Source organism: bacterium, from assembly GCA_030685015.1.
Taxonomy (GTDB): domain Bacteria; phylum CAIWAD01; class CAIWAD01; order CAIWAD01; family CAIWAD01; genus CAIWAD01.
The window spans coordinates 1-12312 of sequence record JAUXWS010000001.1 but is presented as its reverse complement, the minus strand read 5'-3'; the positions used below and the strand labels follow the sequence as shown (position 1 = coordinate 12312).

Sequence of the window (12312 nt, the reverse complement as noted above, 5' to 3'; positions counted from 1 at the left end):
CTATCCGCTTCTCCGGCCCACTAACTCACGCACAAAGATCATCTCAATAATAAGCTGTCCCAAACGGCCGGGAACTGACTGATGACAGTCAACGACTTCAAACCACAAAAATCAGACTCTTAATGGCCGGGCTAACAAGTTGTTAACGTGGCCCTTCATTCTGTCATTGCCTGTACAAAACCGAATCATGCACTGCGATACGACCAGCCTGCCAAATCTTTCACTCCTTGTAGCCGTAAGCGTAGTGCTTCCCTTTGATCGATTCAAGACATTTCTGTCTGCACTGAAATCTCTCGTGACGCACGCACATTCGGGTTTTGTCCTAATTCCCAGCCTTCGGATCCTTTCACGAATAGCCTTCCGCCGTTCGGGACGATCACGCTGCATCTTTTCTGGAGACTTGCTTCAGGTCGTCGAGGGCTGTCGCACATCCGCCTGCGGGCTCGCCCCAGGACGGCCTTGGGAAAGGAATGACGGAGGAACGTGGTCTTGCCCGAGCAGCGCTGGCCGGTCGTGAGCAGGGCGGGAAGGGCTCGCGCCTCCACACTGGAGTTGTGACGCCAGGATGCGTGCTGGTACATCATCAGTGACAATTCCAAAGTCTGACCTTCGAATTGTCAATGTGGACCTTCGAGATCGGCGCTTCGCCTACGAGGTCCAATAGTTGGGGGATTCCTTGGTCACCACCACGTCGTGGGGATGGCTCTCGCGCAGGCCGGCGGCGGTGATTTCCATCAGCCGCGTGTCGCGGCGGAAGCTGTCGATGTCCGGGCAGCCACAGTAGCCCATGCTGGCGCGCAGGCCACCCACCAGCTGATAGACCACGCCCGCCACCTTGCCCTTGTAGGCGACACGCCCCTCGATCCCCTCCGGCACCAGTTTCTGCTCCTCGCGCACACTGCCCTGGAAATAGCGGTCGCTGCTGCCGCGCTTCATGGCGCCCAGGCTGCCCATGCCGCGGTAGACCTTGAAGGAGCGGCCTTCGAAGAGGACCAGCTCGCCGGGGCTTTCCTCGCAGCCGGCGAAAAGGGAGCCCAGCATCACCGTCTCGGCGCCGGCGGCGATGGCCTTGGCGAAATCGCCCGAGTACTTCACCCCGCCGTCGGCGATGACCGGGATGCCGTGGCGCGCGGCCTCGGCGGCGCAGTCGAGGATGGCCGTCACCTGCGGCACGCCCACGCCGGCCACCACCCGCGTGGTGCAGATGCTGCCCGGCCCGATCCCCACCTTGACGGCGTCGGCGCCGGCCTCCGCCAGGGCGCGCACCGCCCCGGCCGTGGCCACGTTGCCGGCCACGATCTCCACCTCGGGTTGGAGGGCCTTCAGCTCCCGCACCATCTCCACCACCCCAAGGCTGTGGCCGTGGGCCGTGTCCACGCAGAGGACGTCCACCCCCGCCTCCACCAGGCGGGCGGCGCGCTCCACCTCGCGCGGACCCACGCCCACCGCGGCGCCGGCCAGAAGGCGGCCCTGCCCGTCCTTGGCGGCGTGGGGATGCTGCTTCTTCTTTTGGATGTCCTTCACCGTGATGAGGCCCACCAGCTCGCCGGCGCCGCCCGTCACCAGCAGCTTCTCGACTTTGTGTTGCTGCAGGATGCGCTCCGCCTCTTCGAGGGTGGTGCCATCCGGGGCGCAGACCAGGTTCTCCCGGGTCATGGCGGAGGCGATGGGCTGTCCCAGGTCGGTGAGGAAGCGCAGGTCCCGGTTGGTGAGAATGCCCACGAGGCGCCCATCGTCCACCACCGGGATGCCGCTGATGCGGTAGCGCGCCATCAGCTCCACCGCCTCCTGCAGCGTACGGCCGCTGGACATGGTGACCGGCCGGCGGATCATGCCCGATTCGGAGCGCTTCACCGTGTCCACCTGGGCGGCCTGCTCCTCCGGGCTGAGGTTCTTGTGGATGATGCCGATGCCACCCTCGCGGGCCATGGCGATGGCCATCTCGGCCTCGGTGACCGTGTCCATGGCGGCGCTGACGAGGGGGATGTTGAGGCGGATGCGCCGGGTGAGGCGCGTGCCCACCTGGGCCTGGGCGGGCAGGACGCCGGACTCGCGCGGCACCAGCAGCACGTCATCGAAGGTGAGGCCGCGGCCGATCAACTTGCTCATCTCCGCCTCCTCCTTCTTCCAACACTGCACCTGTGGTCATCCCGGCAAGGACCCGGTCTTTGGCTCGTCGTGCGTCACGTCCTGCGTTTTTCGGCGCAAGCGCCGCGCTACCTTGCCACCTTTCTTCTCGCGAGAAGAAAGGTGGCGCCAAAGAAGCGCTCTCCAAGACATGCAGGGCCCTAACTAGGCGGCCTCACGGCCGCCGTCGAACAGAGGGCCCTATCTCCTGATGCGAGTGCCATGGCACTTGGTTCAGCCTTCGGCTTCACCATCACATGGACCAAGCATCCTACGCGAAGCGACACTTCGCGGACTCGTTCCCTCTTTTCGGCCTCGTCACGCGGCGCGACGCCGGATCTTGCGGCGCAAGCGCCGCCACTTGCACCTTTCTTTCTCGGGCGAAAGAAAGGTGCCCAAAGAAAGCCCTCTCCAAGACATCACCGGCCCTAACTAGCCCGCCTCACGGCGGGCGTCGGACAGAGGGCCGCATCAAGTGAATCGACAACCCATGTTCTCGGTTCAGGCCGTGGCCAACCGCAGGTTGGCCCGCGGCCTTCACCTCAGGAGTCCACCTTCCCCCTGCCAGGGGGAAGGCCGGGATGGGGGTTTGCCCCAAGGTCCCTGCTTTCGGCCTCGTCGCACGTCGCCACGCCGGATCTTGCGGCGCCAGCTACTCGATGAAGCGCAGCAGCCGGCCGAAGCGGATCACCTGCCAGAACTCGTCCTTGACCTTCTCCGCGTCGAAGGAGAAGTAGATGATCCAGGCCTTGCCCACCACGTTCTCCTCGGGCACGAAACCCCAGTAGCGGCTGTCCGCGCTGCGATCGCGGTTGTCGCCCATCATGAAATAGTGGTTCTGCGAGAAGGTGTAGCTGGTGGCGGGCCGCCCGTCCACCAGGAAGCCGCCCTCCGGCGTGGTGGAGAGGCGCCGCCCCTCCTGCTCGATCGCCTCGCGGTAGAGGCGCCAGTGCTCGGGCGTCAGCTCGATGGTCATGTCCCGGGCGGGGACGAGGGCCGGCCCCCACTGGTCCTTGTTCCAACCGCTGCCCAGCGGCCAGATGTAGACATCGTGGAAATCGGGCGGCAGCACCTGGCGCATGGCGAAGACCTGCCCGGGCATGGGCGGGAACTCCACCCCGTCCACCAGCGCATGCTTGTCTCGGACCTGGACGGTCTGGCCGGGACCGGCCACCATGCGCTTGATGTAGTTGGTGAGCGGATCCTTGGGGTAGCGGAAAACCATGATGTCGCCGGGCCGCGGATCGCGCAGGGGCGGCAACTCCAGGTAGGGCACGTCGAAGCCGAAGCGCGTGAAGGGGATGCCCACCCAGTCCGGCGTGCGCATGCCGTAGAGGAATTTGTTGACGAGGAGGAAGTCCCCCACCAGCAGCGTCCGTTCCATGGAGCCGGAAGGGATGCGGTAGGCCTCCACCACCATGGCGCGGAAGAAGAAGAGGAAGAGCACCATGGAGCCGATGAACTCGAGCCAGTAGCGGGCCGGCCCCTTGCGCGTCCGCTTGGCCTGCTCCTTCTGGCGGTGGGCCGTGCGGCGCGCCTTCCGCCATTGGCGCCAGGCCTTGGGCTGCAGCGGATTGTCGACCAAGGCCCAGCAGAGGGCGATGATGATCAGCCAGGGAATCCAGTTCATGCGTCCACCCAGTTGGCGCGGGCCGTCGGCCGGCTAGCGCTCGATCTTGAGCATGGCAAGGAAGGCCTCCTGGGGAATCTCCACGGTGCCAACCTGCTTCATGCGCTTCTTGCCCTCTTTCTGCTTCTCCAGCAGCTTGCGCTTGCGGCTGATGTCGCCCCCGTAACACTTGGCCGTCACGTTCTTGCGCATGGCCCTGACCGTCGTGCGGCTGATCACCTTGGTGCCCAGCGCCCCCTGGATGGCCACCTCGAAGAGCTGGCGGGGGATGAGTTCCTTCAGCTTGATGCACATCTTGTTGCCCCAGTCCCAGGCTTTGTCCACGTGCACGATCATGGAAAGGGCGTCCACCACCTCGCCGTTGATCATGATGTCCAGCCGCTTGAGCTGGCTCTGGCGGAAGTCCAGCAGCTCGTAATCGAAGGAGGCGTAGCCCCGCGAGATGGTCTTGAGGCGGTCGTAGAAGTCGAAGACGATCTCGGCCAGCGGGAACTCGTAGCTGAGCGAGGCCCGTGTCGTGTCCAGGTACTCGGTGGCCTTGAAGATGCCGCGGCGGTCCATGGACAGCTTCATGATGTTGCCGATGAATTCCACCGGCGTGATGATGGTCGCCTTGATGAAGGGCTCGCGCACCGATTCCAGCTTCTCCCCGCGGGGGAAGTCGGCCGGGTTGTCCACCACCTCCTCGCCCTTGCCCGGCTGCTGGACCAGGTACTCCACGTTGGGCATGGTGGTGATGATGTCCAGGTCGTACTCGCGGTCCAGCCGCTCCTGGATGATCTCCATGTGGAGCAGGCCAAGGAAGCCGCAGCGGAAGCCGAAGCCCAACGCCAGGCTGGTCTCCGGCGTGTAGACGAGAGCCGAGTCGTTGAGGCAGAGCCTGGCCAGCGCGTCGCGCAGCTCCTCGTAGTCATCCGCCGAGACGGGGTAGAGCCCGGAGAAGACCATGGGCTTGACCTCGTCGTAGCCCTCAAGGGCCTCCGTCGCGCCGCCGCGCTTCAAGGTGAGTGTGTCCCCCACCCGGGCGTCCTTGACGTCCTTGGAGCCCAGGATGACGTAGCCCACCTCGCCGGCCTGGAGGAGGCGCCCCGGCACGCGCTTGAGGGTGAGGGTGCCCACCTCGTCGATCTGGAACTCGCGGGGGATGTGCATGGAGCGCAGTTCGGCCCCGGCCGCCACCTGGCCGTCCACCACCCGCACGTAGCCCACGGCGCCGCGGTAGTTGTCGTAGAGCGAATCGAAGATGAGGGCGCGCAGGGGGGCCTCGAGCTTGCCCCGGGGAGCCGGCACGCGGCGGATGATCTCCTCGAGCAGCAGGTCGCAGTTCTGGCCGGTCTTGGCGCTGACCAGCACCACGTCCTCGGCCTCGCAGCCGATCAGCTCGGTGATCTGGTGGACGACCGTCTCCACCTGGGCGCCCGGCAGATCGATCTTGTTGACGACGGGAATGACCTCCAGGTCCTGGGCGACGGCGGCGTAGAGGTTGGCCAGGGTCTGCGCCTCGACGCCCTGGGCGGCGTCCACCACCAGCAGCGCCCCCTCGCAGGCGGCCAGGCTGCGGCTCACCTCGTAGGCGAAATCCACGTGGCCGGGCGTGTCGATCAGATTGAGCAGGTACTCCACGCCGTCGGCGGCCGTGTGGCGCATGGCGACAGGGTGGGCCTTGATGGTGATGCCGCGCTCCTGCTCCAGCTCCATGTCGTCCAGCACCTGCTTGCGGCTCTGCAGGGGCGGCAGGGTGCCGGTCAGCTCGAGCAGACGATCGGCAATGGTGGATTTGCCGTGGTCGATGTGGGCGATGATGCAGAAGTTGCGAATGCGTTCCTGCACCGGGACCTCTCTAATCAAGCAGCGGGACGCGGCCAACCGGTCCCGCTGCGCATGTGACGGCCTCTGACGCTGGCGGCGGTCCGCCGGTTCCCCGGGGACCCGCTACACGGCCATGATGTCCGTTTCCTTGACCCGGGTCAGCTCGTCGATCCGGCGGATGTGGGCGTCGGTGTGATCCTGCACCTCCTTGATCGCCCGCTTCTCGTCGTCCTCGCTGATCTCGCCCGCCTTGAGCGCCTTCTTCAGTTGCTCGTTGGCGTCGCGGCGCACGTTGCGCACGGCGATGCGCCCCTCTTCGGCCAGCTTGTGAACCTGCTTGACCAATTCCTTGCGGCGCTCCTCGGACAGCTCGGGAAGGGGCACGCGCACCACCATGCCGTCATTGGAGGGGTTGAGGTTGAGGTCCGCATTCTGGATCGCCTTCTCGATGGTGCTGATCAGCTTCCGTTCCCAGGGCTGGATGACGATGAGGCGCGGCTCCGGGCAACTGAGGTTGGCCACCTGGTTGAGCGGCGTGGGCGTGCCGTAGTAGTCCACGCGCACCGGGTCCAGGATGGACGGCGAGGCCTTGCCCGCCCGCACGGCGCTGAAGGTGTGCTTCACCTCCTCGACGGCCCGCTCCATGTGGTGCTGGCACTTGGACAGGATCTCCTCTCTCATCCCCGCTCTCCCGAGATCAAGGTGCCCAACTCGTCGCCCAGCACCAGCCGGCGCAGGTTTTCCGGGCGATTCATGTTCAGGATGCGCAGCGGCAGCTTGTTGTCCATGCACAGGCTGATCGCCGTGCTGTCCATCACTTTCAGCCGCTTTGACAGGACATCAAGGTAGGTCAATCGCGGAAAAAACTCCGCGCCGGGATCGGTCACGGGGTCGGCGCTGTAGACGCCGTCCACCTTGGTGCCCTTGATGATGACGTCGGCGCGGATCTCGCTGGCGCGCAGCACGGCGGCGGTGTCGGTGGAGAAGTAGGGGTTTCCCGTGCCGGCGGCGAAGATGACCACGCGGCCCTTCTCCAGGTGGCGCAGGGCGCGGCGGATGATGAAGGGCTCCGCCACCCGCGTGATGGTCATGGCGCTCTGCACGCGGGTGGGTACGCCGCCCGCTTCCAGGGCCTGCTGCAAGGCCATGCTGTTGATGACGGTGGCGAGCATGCCCATGTAGTCCGCCGTGGTGCGGTCCATGCCGCTGGCGGCGGCGGAGATGCCGCGGAAGATGTTGCCGCCTCCGATGACGAGGCCGATCTCCACGCCCAGGGCGTGGATGCTGCCCACTTCGTCCGCCACGCGACGCAGGGTGGGCTGATCAATGCCACTGCCCTTCTCGCCGGCCAAGGCCTCGCCGGACAGCTTGAGCAGGATGCGTTTGTAGACCGGGCTCTCCACAGGCGTCACCCCCCATGCAAAAGCGCCCGCCGAGGCGGGCGCCGTGCTGCTACTGGCCGATCACGAAGGAGGCGAAGGCCTCGATCACGATCTTGTCGCCCGCGCGGGCGGCCACCTGGTTGACCACCTGTTGCACGGAGCTTTTCTCCTCCTTGAGGAAGGCCTGCTCCAGCAGGGTGGCCTCGGCGTAGTACTTGTTGAGCTTGCCCTGGGCGATCTTGTCCACCATCTGCTCGGGCTTGCCCTCGTTGCGGGCGATGTCCCGGTAGACGGCCAGCTCGTGCTCGATGACGGCGGCGTCGATCCCGTCGCGATCCACCGCCTGCGGGGCGTAGGCCACCACCTGCAGGGCGAGGTCGTTGACCAGCTCGCGGAACTCGGGGCTGGCTGCCGTCTCGGCCTTGTCGCAGGTGGCGGCGATGATGACGCCGTGTTTGTCGCCCAGGTGCACATAGGCATGGACCAGGCCCTGGCGCCCCTGGGGGACGGCCATCACCGCGAAGCGGCGCACGCCCATCTTCTCGCCCAGCTTGCCCGTCATGTCGCTCAGCTGGTCGGCCAGGCGGACAGCGGCATCCTTGACGGCGGGCAGCACCATGAGCGCCTCCACATCGGCGGGCCGGTGTTCGAGGGCGCGGGCGGCGCAGTCCAGGGCGAAGGCGCGGAAATCCGGCGTGCCGGCGACGAAGTCCGTCTCCGAATTCAGCTCAAGCAGGACACCGGCGCGCCCGTCGGGGGCGGCCGTGAACACCACCTTGCCCTCGTTCGCCTCGCGGTCGGCCCGTTTCTCGGCCGTCTTCAGGCCCTTCTTGCGCAGGAAGTCCACGGCGGCGTCCAGGTCGCCATTCGACTCGGCCAGCGCCTTCTTGCAGTCCATCATGCCCGCGCCGGTCATCTGGCGGAGCTTCATCACGTCCTTGGCGGAGATCTCCATGGTGCGTCCTGTTCGCTTCGGTGGTGGTTGCCCTACTCGATGCCGGCGGCGTCCGGCGCCTCGGTGGCGACGGCCGGTTCAGCCGGGGCCGCCGCTTCGACCGCGGGCGGCGTCACAGCCTCGCGAGCCTGGGCGGCCGGCGCCGCGCCATGGCGCTCGCCTTCCGGACGAGCCGGCCCATCCGGGCGCTTCTTGCGGCGGCGCGGGGCAGTCTTGGCGTCGCCCCGCTCGGGGGCGTGCTGCTCGCCCTCCTGGCCGAAGCCCTCCTTGCGCAGGCTGCGGGCCTCGTCCACGGCGTCGGCCAGGCACTTGGTGATCACCGCGATGCTCTTGAAGGCGTCGTCGTTGGCGGGAATGACGTAGTCGATCACGTCGGGATCGCTGTTCGTGTCGCAGATGGCGAAGACGGGAATCTTCAGCTTGCGCGCCTCGCTCACGGCGATGGCCTCGCGCACCGTGTCCACCACGAAGACGGCGCCGGGCAGACGCTTCATGGTGCGGATGCCGCCCAGGGTCTTCTCCAGCTTCTCCTTCTGGCGCTCGATCTGCAGGATTTCCTTCTTGCTGATGCGCTCGTAGGTGCCGTCCGTCTGTTTCTCCTCCATGCTCTCCAGCGTGCGGATGGAGTTGCGGATGGTGCGGAAGTTGGTGAGCATGCCGCCCAGCCAGCGCTCGCTGACATAGTGCATGCCGCAGCGGGTGGCTTCGTCCTTCATCACGTCCTGGGCCTGGTCCTTGGTGCCCACGAAGAGCACGTCCCCGCCGTCGGACACGATCTTGCCGATGCGGTTGGCGGCGTCCTCGAGCAGGGTGGCCGTCTTCTTCAGGTCCATGATGTGGATGCCGTTTTTCTCCATGAAGATGTAGGGGCGCATCTTGGGGTTCCAACGGCGGGTGAGGTGGCCGAAATGGGATCCGGCCAGCAGCAGTTGCTGCACGGTCACGCGGGACATAATGGCTCCTTTGGTTTGTCCGCCACGCCCTTCATCTCCGGACGGGACCCGGGCCACCCGGCCCAGGCACCTCCGCACGGATCCGGACGTGTGTGTCGTTCATCAAGAAGGCTGCCCGTGCGGCAGCCTCCCTGCAGAGAGTCGAATCGCCGGCGCGCTAGCGCTTGCTGAACTGGAAGCGCTTGCGGGCGCCGGGCTGGCCGTACTTCTTGCGCTCCACCATGCGGGCGTCGCGGGTCATGAACCCGGCCTGGCGCAGCGGGCCGCGGTAGTCGGCGTCCATCTCCACCATGGCGCGGCTGATGCCCAGGCGCAGGGCGCCGGCCTGGCCGGCCAGCCCGCCGCCGTTGACCGTGGCGTAGATCTTGAGCTTGCCCAGCAGGTTGACCGTCTCCATGGGCTGCTCGATGACCATCTTGAGGGTCTCGCGGCGGAAATGCTCCATGACCTGGCGGCCGTTGACGGTGATCTCCCCCTTGCCGGGCTCGATCCACACGCGGGCCACGCTGGTCTTGCGGCGGCCGGTGGCGTAGAAGCGCTTCGTCTGCGTACGGGTGACCATTTAGAACCTCAACTCGGCCGGCCTCTGCGCGGCGTGGGGATGTTCGGAACCGTTGTAGATCTTGAGTTTCTTGATCATCTGGCGCCCCAGGCGGTTGTGGGGCAGCATGCCCTTGACGGCGTGCTGGATGACCCAGGCCGGATTCTTGGCCATGGCCATGCGGTAGGTCACGGTGCGGGCGCCCTGGGGGAAGCCCGTATGCCAGAAGTAGGTTTTCTGGTCCGCCTTGTTGCCCGTCAGCCGGACCTTGTCGGCGTTGAGGACCACCACAAAGTCCCCGGCGTCCACATGGGGGCTGTAGAGGGGCTTGTGCTTGCCGCGCAGCACCTGGGCGATCTGGCTGGTCAGCCGGCCCAGTATCTGGTCGGCGGCGTCCACGACGAACCAGCCTCGCTGGACATCGCCGGGCTTGACGGTGTAGGTCTTCACCTGTCGCTCCTGAAATTTGCAAGACGCAGAAGATAGACTCCCATTGGCAGGGAGTCAAGGGCATTCCAAGCTCCTCTTCACAATCGCTATCGGGATCGCTATCGCTATCGCTATCGCTATCGCTATCGCTATCGAGATCGCTATCGCTATCGGGATCGCTATCGAGATCGATATCGGTATCGGTATCGCTATCGGGATCGAGACTTCCATCCCGAATTGGAAGTCGAGACTCGACCATGGGAACAATCCACTTCCTTGACACTCGATTCCAAAGGGTACTCGTGAATCCTGCTTCAAATCATAGGGACAAGAGGGTGGGGAAAGTCGAAATCGATACCGATAGGGAAAGGAAGAAAGTCTGGGGCGATGACTACTCCGCCACCGCCACAACGCAATAGAAGCCCAGGCCCTCCGGCGGGGCGGGGTCCGTCCAGAACGTGGCCTCCGGTGTCACAACGGCAATCAGGTTTTCGGACCGCGGCGGGAAGAAGGGACCCATCGAGCGGTGGATGCGAATGGCCGACAACTGGATGACCTGCCCGGCGCTGTCCGTGGTGGGCGGTGTCCAGCTCAGGCGGGGGCCGGCCGGGGTCAGGGTCAGGGCAAGATCCTGGACAGGTGACGGGGGCAAGATCCCCTGAACCGTGAAGGGAATCTCCGCGCAGGACCATAGTCCCACGCCGCTGATGGCGCAGAGCGAGAGGCCGGCGCCACCCGTCCAGCCGGCGGGATAGGCCACCTGCAGCGTGCGCGCCTCCTCGTCCAGCGCCACGTCGAGGGGCGCTTCCGCCTCGGCCCACCACATGAGGTCCGCCGCGCCGCCCGGGCCGGCCTCCACCCAGTCATCCAACTGGAGCAGGGGGAATGGCTGGCCCGCCGCCGTGGCTTGGGCGGGAAGTGTGATGAGGGGGATCTCAGGCCGCATCAAGTTGACGATGGCGCCCTGGAAAATGGAGAACTCCATGCCGCCGGGGCTGAGGGCCTCGATGTCGAACCAGCCGTTGAACCAGCCCGACCAGCCCCAATTGACGTGAAAGAGACCGTCCTGAAGGCCGTCCAGCACGAAGGCGTGGCCGCCCGAGCCGTAGCCGCTGTCCAGCACGGGGCGCCCGGCCAGGATCTCCTCGCCCAGGCGGGCCGCCCAGGCCGCGCCCGGAAACTGGGTGTGCTGGATGAACTCGGCGCCGGCGGGGTAACGGAAGTGGGATTCCAGGGCGGTCAGGGCGTTGGGATGGTTTGTTCCCACCCAGGCGCCGGAGCCGGAGGGCGAGTACTGCATCTCCACCGCCACGCCGCAATGATACTGCAGCAGAGCCGCGGCGGGCGTGCCCACGGCGTCGGACATGGTGTCCCAGCCATAGGCCGTGGCGCCGAAGTCGGCGCTTTGTGTGCCGTAGGCGGGATGCTGGTAGCTGTGCTGGCCGGCGCCCTGGTCCGGCCATTGCCAGAAGTGCATGATCTGAGCCATGGCCGTGGCCACGCAGCCCGCCCAGACGTGCCCGCCCGGTCCCGCCGCATCCGCCGGGCAGTACTGGTTCCAGGGCCAGCCCTGGTCCCAGCTGCAGCTCAGCATGGGAGTCACGGTCTCGCCCTCGCGCTGGGCGGCCGCACCTGACTCGAGCGCGGCCCAGGCCGCCGCGGCCTCCGGAAGCCGCCAGCCCGCGGCGCGCGTCCAGGCGGCGTCGAGGCGCTGCAGGTCCAGCCAGTCGGCCAGCGCGGGATGCATGGCTCCGTCCTGATCCACCGGGACGGTACCCGTGGCGGACCAGCCCGCCACCGGCGGCAGGTTGTCGTCGGCGCGGATGAAAGCGAAGCCGCCCCGCTCGAAAGTGGCCAGCCAGAGCGCGGGCGAGCCGTCCTCCAAGGTCTGCGCGGGCGTCACGCTCGCCGGCGCGGGCGCGGCGTCCCCGGACGCCAGCCGTGCGGCGGCGACCTGTGCGGCGCGATCCGCGTCCACAGGCCGCGCGATCGCGATGGTCGTCATGACAAAGATGGCCAGAATGCATGCACGCATCTCAGCTGTCCTCGGTTCTTGCTGCGGTTGCCGTTGGGCGTCGTGGGGCGCGGGAAGCTGGGATAGTGGAGGCGGGAGTGCAAGGGGCTGGTGTCATGCCGGTTGAGTGGTCAGACCCATCATCTGACCTGAGGTGGCGCGACAGCATTGCGGTCAGACCAATCATCTGACCTGAGGATGGTGCGGCAGCTTTGCGATCTGACCAATCATCTGACCTGTGGTTGGCGTTGCAGCATTGTGGTCTGACCCATCATCTGACCACTGACCACCGACCACTGCCCTACCGCAGCAGCGTCACCGTCCTCGTCTGCGCCCGCCCCGCCGCCTCCAGCGTGACCAGGTAGACGCCGCTGGCCAGGCGGCCGGCCTGGAAGGGCAGGTGGTGCGTGCCCGCCGGCAGGGTGCCTTCCACCAGCACGGCCACCTGCTGCCCCAGCAGGTTGTGCACGAC

10 protein-coding genes are annotated in these 12312 nt (G+C 66.4%); all 10 read right to left on the bottom strand.

Annotation, left to right across the window (positions count from 1 at the left end; translation table 11 throughout):
• Window positions 1-648: 648 nt before the first annotated feature.
• Complete coding sequence (gene guaB, locus Q8O14_00050; GenBank protein ID MDP2359133.1) at window positions 649-2109, bottom strand: IMP dehydrogenase; 1461 nt, start codon at window positions 2107-2109, stop codon at window positions 649-651.
• Between the two features lie 670 nt (window positions 2110-2779).
• The gene (lepB, locus tag Q8O14_00045) at window positions 2780-3757 is read right to left on the bottom strand and encodes a signal peptidase I (protein ID MDP2359132.1); all 978 of its coding nucleotides are present in this window, start codon (window positions 3755-3757) and stop codon (window positions 2780-2782) included.
• A 33-nt stretch (window positions 3758-3790) separates the two neighbouring features.
• On the bottom strand, window positions 3791-5605 hold the full coding sequence (lepA, locus tag Q8O14_00040; protein MDP2359131.1) for a translation elongation factor 4: 1815 nt from the start codon (window positions 5603-5605) through the stop codon (window positions 3791-3793).
• An 84-nt stretch (window positions 5606-5689) separates the two neighbouring features.
• The gene (frr, locus tag Q8O14_00035) at window positions 5690-6247 is read right to left on the bottom strand and encodes a ribosome recycling factor (GenBank protein MDP2359130.1); all 558 of its coding nucleotides are present in this window, start codon (window positions 6245-6247) and stop codon (window positions 5690-5692) included.
• Window positions 6244-6969 carry a UMP kinase gene (gene pyrH, locus Q8O14_00030; GenBank protein ID MDP2359129.1) on the bottom strand — a complete coding sequence of 242 codons (726 nt, stop codon included), beginning with the start codon at window positions 6967-6969 and terminating at the stop codon, window positions 6244-6246. Before pyrH ends, frr begins: the two co-directional genes overlap by 4 nt.
• 49 nt (window positions 6970-7018) lie before the next feature.
• Window positions 7019-7903, bottom strand: coding sequence for a translation elongation factor Ts (gene tsf / locus Q8O14_00025; GenBank protein ID MDP2359128.1), 885 nt, complete (start codon window positions 7901-7903; stop codon window positions 7019-7021).
• 32 nt (window positions 7904-7935) lie between these two features.
• The gene (rpsB, locus tag Q8O14_00020; protein MDP2359127.1) at window positions 7936-8856 is read right to left on the bottom strand and encodes a 30S ribosomal protein S2; all 921 of its coding nucleotides are present in this window, start codon (window positions 8854-8856) and stop codon (window positions 7936-7938) included.
• Between the two features lie 157 nt (window positions 8857-9013).
• Window positions 9014-9418, bottom strand: a complete 405-nt coding sequence (rpsI, locus tag Q8O14_00015; GenBank protein ID MDP2359126.1) for a 30S ribosomal protein S9 — start codon at window positions 9416-9418, stop codon at window positions 9014-9016.
• Complete coding sequence (gene rplM, locus Q8O14_00010) at window positions 9419-9847, bottom strand: 50S ribosomal protein L13 (protein MDP2359125.1); 429 nt, start codon at window positions 9845-9847, stop codon at window positions 9419-9421. It abuts the gene before it with no gap.
• Window positions 9848-10217: 370 nt separating this feature from the next.
• Window positions 10218-11861 (bottom strand): C10 family peptidase, encoded by a 1644-nt coding sequence (locus tag Q8O14_00005; protein ID MDP2359124.1) that lies wholly within the window; start codon window positions 11859-11861, stop codon window positions 10218-10220.
• Window positions 11862-12312: the final 451 nt, after the last annotated feature.

Coding starts and splice junctions, on each gene's coding strand:
- frr (MDP2359130.1), bottom strand. CDS start 6,247: ATGAGAGAGGAGATCCTGTCCAAGTGCCAGCACCACATGGAGCGGGCC.
- rpsI (MDP2359126.1), bottom strand. CDS start 9,418: ATGGTCACCCGTACGCAGACGAAGCGCTTCTACGCCACCGGCCGCCGC.
- rpsB (MDP2359127.1), bottom strand. CDS start 8,856: ATGTCCCGCGTGACCGTGCAGCAACTGCTGCTGGCCGGATCCCATTTC.
- lepB (MDP2359132.1), bottom strand. CDS start 3,757: ATGAACTGGATTCCCTGGCTGATCATCATCGCCCTCTGCTGGGCCTTG.
- guaB (MDP2359133.1), bottom strand. CDS start 2,109: ATGAGCAAGTTGATCGGCCGCGGCCTCACCTTCGATGACGTGCTGCTG.
- tsf (MDP2359128.1), bottom strand. CDS start 7,903: ATGGAGATCTCCGCCAAGGACGTGATGAAGCTCCGCCAGATGACCGGC.
- Q8O14_00005 (MDP2359124.1), bottom strand. CDS start 11,861: ATGCGTGCATGCATTCTGGCCATCTTTGTCATGACGACCATCGCGATC.